The organism is Clostridia bacterium (assembly GCA_024653205.1).
In the GTDB taxonomy this organism is placed as follows: Bacteria; Bacillota; DSM-521; order Neomoorellales; family SLTJ01; genus JANLFO01.
The window spans coordinates 12,673-27,145 of record JANLFO010000019.1 but is presented as its reverse complement, the minus strand read 5'-3'; the positions used below and the strand labels follow the sequence as shown (position 1 = coordinate 27,145).

The window sequence follows — 14,473 nt, the reverse complement described above, 5'->3', positions numbered from 1 at the left end:
TTTATGCGAAAGGAGGCCCACGCCATGACCAAGCCCAGGGTGGGCATTGTCGGTGCCGGCAGAGTAGGCGGGGCCATCGGTCTACTCCTTCGGGATAGGGGATATCCCCTGTGCGGAGTGAAGAACAGCACTCCTGCCTCTACCGCCCGGGCGGCAGACTTGCTCGGCACGGTCGGGTTCGCGCGGGCGGAGGAGTTGGCCCGTGAGGCCGAGGTGCTTTTCGTCACCGTCAAGGATGAACTGATCGGCCGGGTGGCCGAGGAGATTGCCGATGCAAAGGGTTTTCATGCCGGCCAGGTGGTCATTCACACCAGCGGCTCGCAACCGGCAGGCGTTCTGGCTCCGGCCAAGAAATTCGGAGCCCACACCCTCAGCCTGCACCCCCTTCAGTCTTGTCCCACTCCCGAACAGGGTCGGGTAAACCTTCCCCAGGCGGTATTCAGCCTGGAAGGGGATAAGGAGGCGTACCCGGTAGGGGAGGAAATCGTGCGCGATATCGGGGCCCGGCTATTCTACATCGATGCCGCGGCCAAGCCCCTCTACCACGCTGCGGCCTGCGTAGCCTCTAATTACCTGGTCGCTCTGATGCACCTGGCCCAAGCCTTGATGACCGCAGCCGGCCTGCCTCCCGAGATGTTTCCCCAGGCGCTGTATCCTTTGATCCGGGGAACCCTGGAGAATATTGCCAAGCTGGGCATACCGGAGGCTCTCACCGGCCCGATAAGTCGGGGAGACGTGGGGACGGTGGAGGAGCATATCCGGTCCATGAAGGAGAAGTTGCCGGATCTCGAGCCGCTCTACAGCCTGTTGGGCGTGTATACGCTGATGCTGGCAATGCGCAAGGGCAGCATTAGCACGGGTGAGGCGGCAAAAATGGTGAGGGTACTCGGGGGGATGGCCGGTGCGAAGGATCGTTGATCTCGGGGAGATGCAAGGCTACAGCCTGGGAGAGAAGCAGAAGGGGCTTAGGGTGGGGCTTGTGCCCACCATGGGCTACTTCCACGAAGGGCACCTGAGCCTGATGCGCCGGGCGCGGCAAGAGTGCGACCGGGTGGTGGTCAGCCTTTTTGTCAATCCCCTGCAGTTCGGTCCTCAGGAGGATTTTGCCCGCTATCCCCGGGACCTGGAGCGCGATGCCGCCCTGGCCGAACAGGTGGGAGTAGACGTGCTCTTCATACCCACCACCGAGGCCATGTATCCGTCGGGATATGCTACCCATGTGGAGGTAGTGGGGCTGACCGAGCCCCTTTGCGGCCGGTCCCGTCCCGGCCACTTCCGGGGGGTTACCACGGTGGTGGCCAAACTGTTCAACATAGTACAGCCGGATGTGGCCTATTTCGGCCAGAAAGACTACCAACAGGCGCTGGTAATTTCGCGCATGGCGGCGGACCTCTTTTGGCCGCTTAAAGTAGTGATCTGCCCCACCGTGCGGGAACCGGACGGCCTGGCTGCCAGTTCCCGGAACGTCTACTTGAACCCCGAGGAGCGGGCGCAGGCGAACTGCCTCATTCGGGCGCTGGAAGCGGCCCAGAAGGCCATCGCCGGGGGCGAGCGGCGGGCGGGGGAAATCGAGCGTTTAATGCGGGAGACCGTCGGGCGGTATCCTTTGGCCAGGGTGGACTACGCCGAGGTTCGGCGGGCCCGCGATTTGGCGGAGATAGAAGTTCTGGAAGAGCCGGTCGTGCTGGCGCTGGCGGTGTGGATTGGACGGACCAGACTCATCGACAACGCCTTGGTGGAGGTGGGGAGCCATGTGGCGGGAAATGATGAAGTCTAAAATTCATCGGGCCACGGTAACCGACGCGAATCTCAACTACATGGGGAGTATTACCCTCGACCGCACCCTCATGGAGGCGGCCGACCTGTTGCCCCACGAAAAGGTCCAAGTGGTCAACCTCAACAACGGAGCCCGTTTTGAAACCTATTGCCTGCCCGGTGAGCCGGGGAGCGGTACCGTCTGCCTTAACGGTGCCGCTGCCCGCCTGGTGCAGCCCGGAGACACGGTCCTGGTTATTTCCTACTGCTGGCTGGACCAGGACGAATTGCCGGGCCATCGCCCGCGCGTGGTCTTTGTGAACGATCAAAACCAAATCATCGGGATTGAGGAACAGTGGTTCCTGGAGACCCAGGCTCCGGTTTCCTGAGAGGGAAAAGCTCGGAGATGCGGGCCATGGTACTGGCGGCCCTGCGGGAAACGCCGGGCCGGTTTGTGTCCGGTGAGGAACTGGCCGGCCGTTTGGGCCTCAGCCGCACGGCAGTGTGGAAGCAGATAAGGCGCCTGCGCCAGGAAGGTTACGGGATCGAGGCGCGGGCCCGGGCCGGGTACCGGCTGGTTCACGCTCCCGATCGCCTTTACCCCGAGGAACTGGAACCCTACCTGAAAGGATTGCGGCTGGCCGGTCGGGTGCTTCACTTCGATCGGGTGGGATCGACCATGGACGTGGCCCGGAAACTGGCCGAGACCGGGGCCGAGGAGGGCACCCTGGTTATCGCCGAAACCCAGGAGGCCGGTCGCGGCCGCCTGGGCCGAGCCTGGGCTTCGGCCCACGGTTTGGGCCTGTGGTTTTCCCTGGTACTGCGGCCGAGGCTCCTGCCCGCCCAGGTGGCCAAGACCACCTTGCTGGCGGCAGTGGCAATGGCCGAGGCCGTGCAGCAGGTAACCGGGCTGGGTCCGGGAATAAAGTGGCCCAACGACCTTTACCTCGGCGGCCGGAAGGTGTGCGGCATTCTTACCGAGTTGAAGGGCCAGGCCGATGCGGTGGAGTACCTTGTCCTGGGGGTGGGGGTCAACGTCAACCAGCGGGAAGAGGATTTTCCTCCCGAACTGCGCCGGCAGGCCACTTCCCTGTTGCTGGTCGGCGGTGGGCGGGTGGAGCGCACCGCTCTGTTGGCCTCGTTCCTGCGGGAATTCGAAGCCCGTTATCGTCCCTGGCAGGAGGCGGGACGGGAAGATTGGCTGGAGGAATGGAGGCGGCGCAACATAACCCTCGGCCGCAACGTAAAGATCACCCAATTAGAGGAGAGTTTCTTCGGGCGGGCCGTGGCCCTGGACGGCGACGGCAGCCTGGTAGTGGAAGGCGAGGACGGCCGGCGCCGGGTGTTTCGGGCCGGTGACGTGAGCTTGCTTTAGGTGGGGTGGAGGGGATAAACTTTTCGGGAGCGGCAGGGAGGGACCGAGCGTGCTCCTGGCCTTCGATGTAGGTAATACCAACCTTACCCTGGGGGTTTTCCGCCGGGAAAAACTGGAGGCCTGCTGGCGGCTTTCGACCCGCACCAGTATCACCGCGGATGAACTGGCCATGTCCCTCTGCGTGTTGTTCGGCCACCACGGGTTGGAGATGCGGGAAGTCACCGGGGCAATCGTCTCCTCGGTGGTACCCCCGCTGACGCCGGTGGTGCTCGAAGTGGGACGGCGATACCTTCGGTTGGAACCCCTGGTGGTGGGCCCGGGCATCAAGATGGGTATGCCCATACGGTTCGAGAACCCCCGGGAGGTGGGGGCGGACCGGATAGTAAACGCCGTAGCCGGTTACGAACTTTACGGGGGTCCGGTGATAGTGGTGGACTTCGGCACCGCCACCACCTTCGATGCCATTTCCGCTCAGGGCGAATACCTGGGCGGCGCCATTGCCCCCGGCATAGGCATATCCACCGAAGCTTTATTCTTGCGGGCGGCCAAGCTGCCCCGGGTAGAGCTGGTCAAGCCGAAGAGCGTAATCGGCAGGAATACCGTGGCCAGCATGCAGGCGGGGATCATTTACGGCTTCATAGGACAGGTAGAACACATTGTCAAGCTCATGCGGCAGGAGCTGGGTTCTCGCACCAAAGTGGTGGCTACGGGAGGCTTGGCGGAGATGATCGCCGGCGAAACCAAAAGTATAGATCAGGTGAACCCTCACCTGACCCTGGAAGGCTTGCGCATCCTCTATCAGCGAAACACTGCCCAGTCCTAGCCGGAGGGAAAGGAGTGCGGCTGGGAAGCTTGCTCTTACCCCATCCGGTGGTGGCCGCGCCCATGGCCGGGTTCAGCGATAAGCCCTATCGTCTGCTGGCCGCGGAATTCGGGGCGGCTTTAGTGTTTACGGAGATGATCAGCGCCCGGGGCCTGGTTTCCGGCAGCACCCGAACCCTCCGGATGCTGGATCTGGCCGGTGAACCCCGGGCAGGAGTACAGCTTTTCGGAGCCGAACCGGACGAAATGGCCGGCGCAGCCATGATCGCGGTGGAAAGGGGAGCGCCGCTTATTGACATTAACATGGGCTGCCCCATGCGCAAGGTGGTGGCAAACGGTGCGGGCGCGGCCCTGCTGCTTGATATCCCGCGCGCCGCGGCCATAGTGCGGGCCGTAGTCCGGGCGGTGCCGGTACCGGTAACGGTCAAGATGCGGAGAGGGTGGCGGGTGGGGGAAGAGCTGGCCGTTGACCTGGCCCGGGCGGTGGCCGAAGCCGGAGCGGCGGCGGTCACCGTGCACGGCCGCTTCCGCGAGGAGTACTACGGGGGCGAGGCCGATTGGGGGGTTATCGCCCGGGTAAAAGAGGCGCTGTGTATTCCGGTCATCGGCAACGGCGACGTCTATCGGCCCGAGGACGCCCGTCGCATGGTGGACCTCACCGGCTGTGACGCGGTGATGCTTGCCCGGGGGAGTCTCGGCAACCCCTGGCTTTTTGCGGCCTGCCGGGCGGTGCTGGCGGGAGACCCTGAACCGGCCCCGCCCTCAGTGAGGGAGCGTCTCGCGGTGGCCCTTCGCCACCTGGATCTGGCCGTGGCCTACTATGGCGAGCGGCGCGGGGTGGTGAAAATGCGCAAGCACCTGGCCTATTACCTGAAGGGCCTGCCCGGGGCGGCGCGCCTGCGCCGGGAAGTCTGCCGCCTGGAGACTGCCGCCGGCGTGCGGCAACTCCTGAGCGGTTACGTCGGCGGCAACGACGACATGTCTTCTGGAAGCGAACCGTCCTCATTCAGTTGGTCCTTCCTGAAACAACTGCTGAATCGCATTGAGAACCTAGAGAAAAAGAATAAAGGATAGTTGTAGCTCGGCTATCGGACTTTCCGGGGTGACGCCGTACCTGCTGGTTCTTGGTTCACCGTCACCCGGGTGAGAACGAAGCGTTTGCGCGCCTGCTACGCCTTATTGAGTCCGGGCGTTTCCAGAGGACGATAGCCCCAGGGGGGAGTAGACCCGACCGTATACAATAAGCATCGAAAAGCGCGCCGCGCCCGAAGCAGAGCCTCCTTGCGAGCTCGCCGCTACAAAGCTTATTCCCGTCGACTGGGGACCGCGCTGAGGATGAACTGGTAATCCCGAATTGAGTGGTGACTGCGTTCCGGTCTTTCGCTTGGATGATGAAGTGGTATACTGGGCCACAGAGAGGTACCGCTTGCGACCAGGGGGGCGAGGGGCTTGGAGCGCGACCAGCTCCTTCACAGACGCCGGCAATGGGAACGGTTCAATGCTTGGGAGATTACTGGTTCAAGGAGGTTAACCGGACCCAGGGCCTCCGAAGAACTCTCCCGTACCCTGCGCTGGTTTGCCGAGGCCTGGGAGTTGGCGCGGGAAGCCAATCCCAATTGGGCACAAGCCAAGGTTGATGCGGACAAAATCCGGCGCCTACAAAGTGCCAGGCAGTACCTGGCCCGCCTAACGGTAGGAGGCTTGCATGACCGCTCTCGAGCGTAGCCTCAAGCAAGTGACCGCCTTTTTCGAGCAGGAGCGCATTCCTTACATGTTCATCGGAGGCATTGCCAACCTAATCTGGGGCCAGCCCAGACTGACTCGGGATCTCGACGTTACAATTCTTTGTAGAGAATCCGAGATTCCTGCATTAGTTGAGAGGCTTAAGAGCAGTTTTCAACTCCTGGTGAGACACCCCCTTGGGTTCATAAAGCAAACCAACGTCCTACCTTTGACTACTAGAGACGGAGTGCGGGTAGATGTTGTCTTTGCCCGCTTGCCCTATGAAGAACATGCCCTCGCCAGGGCCACGATCGTAAAGTTGGGAAAACAGCAGTTCAGGGTATGCACCGCCGAAGACCTGGTTGTTCATAAGATAATCTCCGAGCGCCCTCGCGATTTGGAAGACGTGCGCCATATAATAGTTCGTCAACGCGATAACCTGGACCGGGATTATCTAGATCCATTGGTCCGGGAACTTAGCCGGCTATTGGCCAGGCCCGAGATTTGGGCGTATTACCTACAGTGCTGGTCAGAGTAACGGGCCTCGCCGGGCAGTCGAGAGTGTAAGCGCGGATAAAGTCCGGCAGCTTCTGACCAGGTGCGCTTGCGGGTGGAATTGACTTTTGCTAAAATGGCGTTGCCAGCAGGGGGTGGGGCAATGGATACGTTTGCCTTTATGATTCATCCCTTAGACGTTAGGGACGTGGCCCGCAAGTACCGCATCGCCGCCCGGTTGCCGGCCCGTCTGGTAGAAAGATTCCTCTGCTGGCTGCCGCCGGTCAACACCGCCCACATAACCGGGGTGCGGTCGCCTTACAACCAGATCGAAGGCTGGTTCGTGGCCTGCCCTCTTACCTCTCGCCAGATGCTTTCCCTGCCAACGGATTACGTGCTCAACCGCATTATCCAGGCCGGTCGTCTGGCCGAGAGGCTGGGCGCTAAGGTATTGGGGTTGGGAGCCATGACCTCGGTGGTGGGGGATGCCGGCATCACCGTGGCCCGGAATCTGAACATCCCGGTAACCACCGGCAACAGCTATACCGTGGCCACGGCCCTGGAGGGAACCCGGGAGGCCGCCCGCTTGATGGGGCTGGAAGTCTCCCGCTCTCACGTGGTGGTGGTAGGGGCCACGGGGTCCATAGGTGCGGTGTGCGCGCGGGTGATGGCCCGGGAGGCGGCCCGCCTCACGCTGGTTGCGCGCCAGGTGGATAAACTGGAGCGTCTGGCCCATACTATTCTTCGCGAAAGCGGCGTGGCGGCGGAACTGTCCAACGATCCTCACCGGGTGCTGCCCACGGCGGATATCGTGATCAGCGTAACCTCGGCGGTGGACACGGTGATCCAGCCCGCGGACCTGAAACCCGGCGCGGTAGTCTGTGACGTGGCCCGTCCGCGAGACGTGTCTCGGAAGGTGGCCGAGCTGCGGGACGACGTTCTGGTGATTGAGGGGGGAGTGGTACGCGTTCCGGGTGAGGTGAATTTCCACTTTGACTTCGGTTATCCGCCCGGGGTGGCCCTGGCCTGCATGGCCGAAACCATGATCCTGGCCCTGGAGCGGCGCTGGGAGAGCTTCACCCTGGGAAGAGAGATCACCCTGGAACAGGTGGAAGAGATCAGCCGCCTGGCCAGGCGCCACGGGTTTGAACTGGCGGGTTTCCGCAGTTTCGAGCGCCCCCTTACTGCCGAAGACATAGCCGCCGTGCGGGAAAGGGCGCGGCAGCGAAGGCGGGTGGCGGGTGGTTTGGGTTAGGCTCGGCAAGATCGGGAGCGGCTCGGGGCTTCGCACCCTCCGGTGGGGTGGCCGCGGGAGAACGCGCTCCCAGGCCGATGGGGTTCGGCCGCCGCGGCCCGTGTTCGGCGCGGCGCACGTCTTCGTTGCCCGGCAAACCAGGGCTGCCCGTGGAAATTGGTGACAATTCGTCGCAGGAACGGGTTGACAGGGGAGAAGACTCCTCTTATAATACACCCCAAGCTTCGGTCCCGAAGACTATGTGGCGGAGAGCGGAGGCGAACCAATTGGCCGACCAGGAGGTAATCCTTACCAAGCAGGGCCTGAAGCGCCTGGAGGAAGAACTGGAGTACCTGCGGACCGTCCGGCGCCAGCAGGTGGCCGAAAGAATAAAGCAGGCAATCGAGTTCGGCGACATCAGCGAAAATTCCGAGTACGAAGAGGCAAAGAACGAGCAGGCCTTCATTGAGGGTCGGATAATAACCCTGGAGAAGACGCTCCGGCGGGCAAAGCTCATAGATCAGCAGGACATCTCCACCGAGGCCGTTACCTTGGGTTCCCGGGTGCGCGTGCGGCACCTGGAGACCGGCGAGGAAAGCGAGTACGAAATCGTGGGGTCAGTGGAGGCCGATCCTTCCCAAAACCGCATTTCTAACCTCTCCCCCGTAGGTAGGGCCTTACTGGGCCAGAAGGTGGGCACGATAGTAGAGGTCAAGGCGCCGGGCGGGGTTCAGTATTACGAGATCCTGGGTATATCCGGTTAGGCACCGGGTTCAGGGCCTGCGGTCGGTATCGGCAAAAGATCGGTTGGGGAGGTCTTACCCAGTTGTCTCAGGACTCATACGGGCTAGGAGAAGATCTCGGGGACCTGGTTCGAGTGCGCTATCAGAAGTTGGTGGACCTGCGGGAACGGGGGATTGATCCCTTCGGTCGGCGTTTCGAGCAGACCGCTCTGGCCCAGGAGATCAAGGAGCGCTTCGAAGAGTTCTGCGGGGAAGAGGTGCAGGTGGCCGGGCGTCTCCTGGCCAAGCGGGTGCACGGGAAGGCCAGCTTCGGGGACCTGCAGGACCGCTCGGGTCGAATCCAGATCTACGTGCGCCAGGATCTGGTGGGCGAGGAGGTCTACGCCCTGTTCAGGCTCCTGGACCTGGGGGACATCCTGGGAGTGAGGGGCACGGTTTTCCGCACCCGCCAGGGCGAAATCAGTGTCGAGGTTCAGGGGCTGGAACTCCTTTGCAAGTCGCTCCGGCCTCTTCCCGAAAAGTGGCACGGTCTGCGGGACGTGGAGCTCCGTTACCGCCAGCGCTACCTGGACCTGATCATGAATCCGCCGGTTCGGGAAACCTTCTACCGACGCACCCGCGCGATCAAGGCCCTGCGTGCCTTCCTGGACCAGCGGGGATTCCTGGAGGTGGAGACTCCCACCATGGCGCCGGTGGCCGCCGGTGCTGCCGCCCGTCCTTTTGTGACCCACCATAACGCTCTGGACCTGGACCTTTACCTCCGGATCGCTCTGGAGTTGCCGCTCAAGCGCCTCCTGGTGGGAGGGTTGGAAAGGGTTTACGAGTTGGGCCGGGTCTTCCGCAACGAGGGCATTTCTACCCGACACAATCCGGAGTTTACCATGTTGGAGGCCTATCAGGCCTACGCCGACTACGAAGACATGATGCGTCTTACCGAAGAGATGCTGGCTTACGTGGCAGAAGTCGTCTTGGGGAAGCTCAGATTCTCCTACGGAGACTGGGAAATCGACCTCACTCCGCCCTGGCCGCGGCTGAGCGTGCTTGAGGCCCTGCGCCGCTTCACCGGGATAAGCTGGAACGGCCTGCCTTCGCGGGAAGAAGCTTTGGCCGCCGCCCGAGCCAGGGGGGTGGAGGTGAACCCGGCGGCCTCGGCGGGAAAGATAATCGATGCCCTGCTGGAGGAGCTGGTGCAGCCCCGGCTCATCCAGCCCACCTTCCTGGTGGACTATCCTCTGGAAATATCTCCCCTGGCCAAACGCAAGGCGGAGGCGCCGGACCTGGTTTACCGGTTCGAGCTCTTTGTTGCCGGCCGAGAGCTGGTCAACGCCTTCACCGAGCTCAACGATCCCGTTGACCAGAGGGAGCGACTGCTGGCGCAGGCACGGGAACGGGCGGGCGGAGACGAGGAAGCGCAGATGATGGATGCCGATTTCGTCCTGGCCCTGGAGTACGGAATGCCTCCGGCGGGCGGTATGGGCCTGGGAGTGGATCGCCTGGTCATGCTGCTGACCAATTCTCCTTCCATTCGTGACGTTATCCTTTTCCCTGCCTTGCGGCCGTACGAGTAGGCAGGCGGAGCAAGGGGGCGAATAACGGCCTCAGACCGTCCATTAAGGTTGCTGGGAAGCCGAGACGACACGCAGTATTACTTGCCTCCCGGAAGGGAGGCAGTTATATTGTAAGTTGAAAGGTCAAAGTAGATCAGAAGGTAAAGGTAGGTCAAAAGCCCATGCGAACCCTGGCCGACAGGATCGAAACCTACTTGAAGCAGCGACTGTCGGAGAGCCCGCGGGGCGTAGTGGAGATCCGGCGTCAGGAATTGGCCCTATTGTTCGCCTGCGTGCCCTCGCAGATCAACTACGTGCTCAGCACCCGCTTTACCGTGGATCAGGGGTACTGGGTGGAGAGCCGCCGCGGGGGCGGCGGGTATCTGCGAATCGTGCGGCTGCCGGTGGATCTGCACCGGCTGGTGGAGGCCCTGCGGGACCGGCCGTTATCCCAGCAGGCGGCGGAGGGCGTTGTGCGGCGCCTGGAGGAAGAAGGGCTGCTCTCCCGGCGGGAGGCAATGCTGGCCCGGGCGGTCCTTGACCGGGAGGCGCTGGGCTTGGAGCTGCCCGCCCGGGATTTTCTGCGCGGACGTCTGCTGCGGGTTATGGTGCTAACCCTGCTGCGGGAAGACTTTTAGGTGGGGGTGAGGCCGGTGCTCTGCGAGGATTGCGGGCAGCGACCGGCGAGCGTGCACGTCACCAAGCTGGTTAATAACCAGAAGACCGAGTACCACCTGTGTGAGGAATGCGCCCGGCGGCGCAACGAGGGCTGGGGGTTCTTGGGATTCGGCGAACCGGGCTTCTCCCTGGAGAAGTTTCTGGCCGGCCTGCTGGCCCAGGAGCCGGCCTGGGGTCCGGGTCCGGGCGTGGTGGCCAGACGGGCGTTGCGGTGCCGGCGCTGCGGATGGTCTTACGAGCAGTTCCGGGAGGCGGGAAGACTGGGGTGCGGCGAGTGTTACCGCTCCTTTGGCGATCAGCTCGAGCCTTTACTGCGGCGCCTGCACGGTTCGGTGCAGCACGTGGGCAAGGCTCCCAAGCGCACGGCCGGAAGGCTGGGGCTGAGCCGTGAGATCGAGCGCCTGCGCCGCGAATTGCAGGAACTCATAGCCAAGGAAGAGTTCGAGCGGGCGGCCGAGGTTAGGGACCGCATCCGGGAACTGGAACGACAGGCGGTTCAGGGCGAGTGACCCGGGGAAGGTGGGGAGAGGAATGCGCAATCTGGCTGCCACTCCCAGCAAGTGGATGGAGGGATCGGGACCCTACGCGGGCATGGTCGTGGCCAGCCGCGTTCGCCTGGCCCGCAATCTGGCCGGTTTGCCCTTTCCTGCCTCTATGGGCCGGAGGGAAGCCCAGGAAGTGGTGGAGCGGGTCACCGCAGCCTGCAAGACCACGACCGTACATGCGGTGGCCGGGCGGCTGGAGATCCTGCGGCTGGAAGACCTCTCGGCTCTGGAGCGCCAGATCCTGGTGGAGAAGCACCTGATCAGCCCGCAGCATGCGGAGCCGGACGGAAACAAGGCGGTGGTTCTCAACGCGGAAGAATCGCTGAGCCTGATGGTAAACGAGGAGGACCACCTGCGGCTGCAAGTGCTGTTGCCCGCCCTGCAGTTGCACGAAAGCTGGAGGTTGGCTACGGCGGTGGACGATGCCCTGGAGGCCCACCTGGAGTACGCCTTCGATGAGGAAAGGGGATACCTGACCGCCTGCCCCACCAACGTAGGCACCGGCCTCAGGGCTTCGGTAATGCTGCACCTGCCCGGTCTGGTGATTAGCAAGCAGGCGCCGCAGGTTCTGAGTGCCCTTTCGCACGTGAGCCTGGCGGTCAGGGGCCTCTACGGCGAGGGTACCGAGGCGGCGGGCAATCTCTTTCAGATATCCAATCAGGTGACTCTGGGACGAAGCGAGGAAGAAATCATCTCCAATCTGGTAGCGGTAACCAAGCAGTTGATCGAGCAGGAGAAGGCGGCCCGGGAATTGCTCTTGAAAGAGGCCGGATCCCAGCTTGAGGATCGCGTGGGACGGGCCTTCGGCATCCTCAGCCACGCCCGGGTTATCAGTTCCCAGGAGGCACTGCACCTGCTTTCAGACGTGCGCCTGGGGCTGGACCTGCACCTGCTGAGAGGGGTTGACCCGAGGGTAATTACCGAACTGATGATCGGAATACAGCCTGCCTTTTTGCAGGGACTGACGGGAAGAGAAATGGATCCCCAAGAGCGGGATAGGGAACGCGCCGCCTTTATCCGGCGGCGGTTAAAAGCCGAGCATTGAGATGACTACAAAGCGGGGTGAAGAAAATGCCCAGCCGGTTTACGGAAAGAGCGCAAAGAGTCCTGCGTTTGGCCGAGGACGAGGCCCGGAACTTGGGTCACGCCGCCGTGGGCACCGAGCACCTGCTGCTGGGGCTGGTGCGAGAAGGCGAGGGCGTGGCGGCCCGGGCCTTGAAGAACCTGGGGGTAGACCCGGAGCGCGTTCGCAAAGAGGTCACCAGGCTGGTGGGCAAGAATCCGGGGCCTGCCGCGGTGCAGATAGGCCTGACTCCCCGGGCCAAGAAGGTGCTGGAGCTGGCCAACGACGAGGCCCGGCGTCAGGGAGTAAATTACGTGGGTACCGAGCACCTGCTGCTGGGGTTGATCCGGGAAGGGGAGGGCATTGCCGCCCAGGTGCTGGCCAACATGGGGGTCAGTGCGGACAAGGTCCGGCAGCAGGTGGCGGCCCTGCTCGGGCCGAGCGGGGGTACGCCCTTTACCTGGATTCTCGGCGGATTGGGCGGACACCCCCTGTTGGGTCAGGTGACGGGTGCCGGACCGCATGCGCCGGGCAGGGGTCGGGAAACCACGGCCCTGGACGAATTCGGCACCGACCTTACCCAGCTGGCGCGGGAAGACAAGCTGGATCCGGTAGTAGGTAGGGAAAAGGAGATCGAGCGGGTCATTCAGGTGCTGAGCCGCCGCACCAAGAACAACCCGGTACTCATCGGCGAACCCGGGGTGGGCAAGACGGCCATTGCCGAGGGTCTGGCCCAGAGAATCGTGGCCGGAAAGGTGCCGGAAACCCTGCGCAATAAGCGGGTAATCGCCCTGGACCTCTCCGGGATCGTGGCCGGGACCAAGTACCGGGGCGAGTTTGAGGAGCGTTTCAAGCGGGTGCTCAACGAGATTCGCCAGGCGGGGAACGTCATCGTCTTCATCGACGAACTCCACACCCTGGTAGGTGCCGGCGCGGCCGAGGGAGCCATTGATGCGGCCAACATAATCAAGCCGGCCCTCGCCCGGGGTGAGCTGCAGTGCATAGGTGCCACCACCCTGGACGAGTACCGCAAGCATATCGAGAAGGACGCAGCTCTGGAGCGCCGCTTCCAACCCATTCTGGTGGGTGAGCCTACGGTGGAGGAAACCATCGAGATCCTGCACGGGCTGCGGGATAAGTACGAGGCCCACCACGGGGTAAAGATTACCGACGCGGCCCTGGAGGCGGCGGCCAAGCTTTCCGCCCGCTATATCACCGATCGCTTCCTGCCGGACAAGGCCATCGACCTGATCGACGAGGCCGCCTCCCGGGTGAGGCTGCGGGCCTTTACCGCCCCTCCCAACCTGAAGGAGCTAGAACGCCGAATTGAGGAACTGGCCAAGGAGAAGGAGGAAGCGGTCCACAACCAGGAATTCGAGAAGGCCGCCCGGCTGCGGGACGAGGAACACCGCCTGCGGGAAGAGCTGGCGGCCCGGCAGCAAGAGTGGCAGAAGGAACAGGGCCTGGAAAGCCAGGTAGTCAACGTGGAAGATGTGGCGCAGGTGGTGGCGAGCTGGACCGGGATTCCGGTAAGCCAGCTGGCCCAGGAGGAAACCGAGCGCTTGCTGCGCCTGGAAGAAGTCTTGCACCGGCGGGTTATCGGCCAGGATGAGGCGGTGCGGGCGGTGGCCAGAGCCATCCGGCGCGCCCGGGCCGGCCTCAAGGACCCGAAGCGGCCCATCGGCTCCTTCCTCTTCCTGGGACCTACGGGAGTGGGCAAGACCGAGCTGGCCCGAGCCCTGGCGGAAGCACTTTTCGGCAACGAGGAAGCCATGGTCCGGCTGGATATGTCCGAGTACATGGAGAAGCACACCGTCTCCCGGCTGATCGGCGCTCCTCCCGGGTATGTGGGCTACGAAGAGGCCGGCCAGCTCACCGAGGCCATCCGCCGGCGGCCCTACTCGGTGGTCCTGTTCGACGAGGTTGAGAAGGCCCACCCGGAAGTGTTCAACGTGCTGCTGCAGGTGCTGGAGGACGGCCGCCTGACCGACGGGAAGGGGCGAACGGTGGACTTCCGTAACGCGGTGATCATCCTCACTTCCAACGTGGGCGTGGGCCTGATAAGGCGCGAGGGCCGATTGGGATTCCGCCAGGATAGCCCCGAAGATGCCTACGAGGCCATGAAGGAGCGCATCCTGGACGAGCTGAAGCGCACCTTCCGGCCCGAGTTCCTGAACCGTCTGGACGAGATAATCGTCTTCCATCCTCTGGGTCGCGAGGAGATTGCCAGGATAGTGGATCTCATGCTGGCAGAGTTCAACCGTCGGCTGGAGGAGCACGGTTTGAAGCTGGAGGTTGCGCCCGAGGCCAAGGCCGTCTTGGCGGAAAAGGGCTTTGACGAGATCTACGGTGCGCGGCCGCTGCGCCGTACCATCCAGCAACTCCTGGAAGACCCGCTTTCCGAGGGTCTGTTGGAAGGCCGGTTTTCCCGGGGAGACACGGTGCTGGCCCGCGCGGAAGACGGACGTATAGTCCTGACCAAGAAGTGAGGAGG

General features: G+C 63.1%; 14 protein-coding genes. All 14 read left to right on the top strand.

Annotated features, from left to right (window positions below):
- The first annotated feature begins 24 nt into the window (after positions 1–24).
- The 14 genes from NUV99_09495 to NUV99_09430 all read left to right on the top strand — a co-directional run bounded on the left by NUV99_09495 (position 25) and on the right by NUV99_09430 (position 14,468).
- Positions 25–918, top strand: a complete 894-nt coding sequence (locus NUV99_09495) for a DUF2520 domain-containing protein (GenBank protein MCR4420334.1) — start codon at positions 25–27, stop codon at positions 916–918.
- Positions 919–928: 10 nt separating this feature from the next.
- The gene (gene panC, locus NUV99_09490; protein MCR4420333.1) at positions 929–1,777 is read left to right on the top strand and encodes a pantoate--beta-alanine ligase; all 849 of its coding nucleotides are present in this window, start codon (positions 929–931) and stop codon (positions 1,775–1,777) included.
- Positions 1,752–2,144, top strand: coding sequence for an aspartate 1-decarboxylase (locus tag NUV99_09485; GenBank protein ID MCR4420332.1), 393 nt, complete (start codon positions 1,752–1,754; stop codon positions 2,142–2,144). The genes panC and NUV99_09485 overlap by 26 nt, the downstream gene beginning before the upstream one ends.
- Positions 2,145–2,161: 17 nt before the next feature.
- Entirely contained in the window at positions 2,162–3,130 is a 969-nt protein-coding gene (locus tag NUV99_09480) for a biotin--[acetyl-CoA-carboxylase] ligase (GenBank protein MCR4420331.1), read from the top strand.
- 49 nt (positions 3,131–3,179) lie between these two features.
- Positions 3,180–3,953 carry a type III pantothenate kinase gene (locus NUV99_09475; protein MCR4420330.1) on the top strand — a complete coding sequence of 258 codons (774 nt, stop codon included), beginning with the start codon at positions 3,180–3,182 and terminating at the stop codon, positions 3,951–3,953.
- Between the two features lie 14 nt (positions 3,954–3,967).
- Positions 3,968–5,026, top strand: coding sequence for a tRNA dihydrouridine synthase DusB (gene dusB, locus NUV99_09470; GenBank protein ID MCR4420329.1), 1,059 nt, complete (start codon positions 3,968–3,970; stop codon positions 5,024–5,026).
- 631 nt (positions 5,027–5,657) lie between these two features.
- Positions 5,658–6,212 (top strand): nucleotidyltransferase family protein, encoded by a 555-nt coding sequence (locus NUV99_09465; protein ID MCR4420328.1) that lies wholly within the window; start codon positions 5,658–5,660, stop codon positions 6,210–6,212.
- Positions 6,213–6,332: 120 nt separating this feature from the next.
- Entirely contained in the window at positions 6,333–7,424 is a 1,092-nt protein-coding gene (locus tag NUV99_09460; protein MCR4420327.1) for a shikimate dehydrogenase, read from the top strand.
- A 239-nt stretch (positions 7,425–7,663) separates the two neighbouring features.
- Positions 7,664–8,167, top strand: coding sequence for a transcription elongation factor GreA (greA, locus tag NUV99_09455; protein MCR4420326.1), 504 nt, complete (start codon positions 7,664–7,666; stop codon positions 8,165–8,167).
- A 62-nt stretch (positions 8,168–8,229) separates the two neighbouring features.
- Positions 8,230–9,714: a lysine--tRNA ligase gene (gene lysS / locus NUV99_09450; protein MCR4420325.1), complete on the top strand. Its 1,485-nt coding sequence runs from the start codon at positions 8,230–8,232 to the stop codon at positions 9,712–9,714.
- Positions 9,715–9,875: 161 nt separating this feature from the next.
- Positions 9,876–10,331: a CtsR family transcriptional regulator gene (locus NUV99_09445; GenBank protein ID MCR4420324.1), complete on the top strand. Its 456-nt coding sequence runs from the start codon at positions 9,876–9,878 to the stop codon at positions 10,329–10,331.
- A gap of 15 nt (positions 10,332–10,346) precedes the next feature.
- A complete protein-coding gene (locus tag NUV99_09440) occupies positions 10,347–10,880 on the top strand; it encodes a UvrB/UvrC motif-containing protein (GenBank protein MCR4420323.1) in 534 nt (177 codons plus the stop codon).
- Between the two features lie 22 nt (positions 10,881–10,902).
- Positions 10,903–11,961 carry a protein arginine kinase gene (locus tag NUV99_09435; protein MCR4420322.1) on the top strand — a complete coding sequence of 353 codons (1,059 nt, stop codon included), beginning with the start codon at positions 10,903–10,905 and terminating at the stop codon, positions 11,959–11,961.
- A 26-nt stretch (positions 11,962–11,987) separates the two neighbouring features.
- Positions 11,988–14,468 carry an ATP-dependent Clp protease ATP-binding subunit gene (locus NUV99_09430; GenBank protein MCR4420321.1) on the top strand — a complete coding sequence of 827 codons (2,481 nt, stop codon included), beginning with the start codon at positions 11,988–11,990 and terminating at the stop codon, positions 14,466–14,468.
- Positions 14,469–14,473: the final 5 nt, after the last annotated feature.

Excerpts from the sequence above, each read along its gene's own strand:
- panC (MCR4420333.1), top strand. The coding sequence starts at position 929 with ATGCAAGGCTACAGCCTGGGAGAGAAGCAGAAGGGGCTTAGGGTGGGG.
- NUV99_09480 (MCR4420331.1), top strand. The coding sequence starts at position 2,162 with ATGCGGGCCATGGTACTGGCGGCCCTGCGGGAAACGCCGGGCCGGTTT.
- NUV99_09430 (MCR4420321.1), top strand. The coding sequence starts at position 11,988 with ATGCCCAGCCGGTTTACGGAAAGAGCGCAAAGAGTCCTGCGTTTGGCC.
- NUV99_09485 (MCR4420332.1), top strand. The coding sequence starts at position 1,752 with ATGTGGCGGGAAATGATGAAGTCTAAAATTCATCGGGCCACGGTAACC.
- NUV99_09465 (MCR4420328.1), top strand. The coding sequence starts at position 5,658 with ATGACCGCTCTCGAGCGTAGCCTCAAGCAAGTGACCGCCTTTTTCGAG.
- greA (MCR4420326.1), top strand. The coding sequence starts at position 7,664 with ATGTGGCGGAGAGCGGAGGCGAACCAATTGGCCGACCAGGAGGTAATC.
- NUV99_09495 (MCR4420334.1), top strand. The coding sequence starts at position 25 with ATGACCAAGCCCAGGGTGGGCATTGTCGGTGCCGGCAGAGTAGGCGGG.
- NUV99_09445 (MCR4420324.1), top strand. The coding sequence starts at position 9,876 with ATGCGAACCCTGGCCGACAGGATCGAAACCTACTTGAAGCAGCGACTG.
- NUV99_09435 (MCR4420322.1), top strand. The coding sequence starts at position 10,903 with ATGCGCAATCTGGCTGCCACTCCCAGCAAGTGGATGGAGGGATCGGGA.
- NUV99_09460 (MCR4420327.1), top strand. The coding sequence starts at position 6,333 with ATGGATACGTTTGCCTTTATGATTCATCCCTTAGACGTTAGGGACGTG.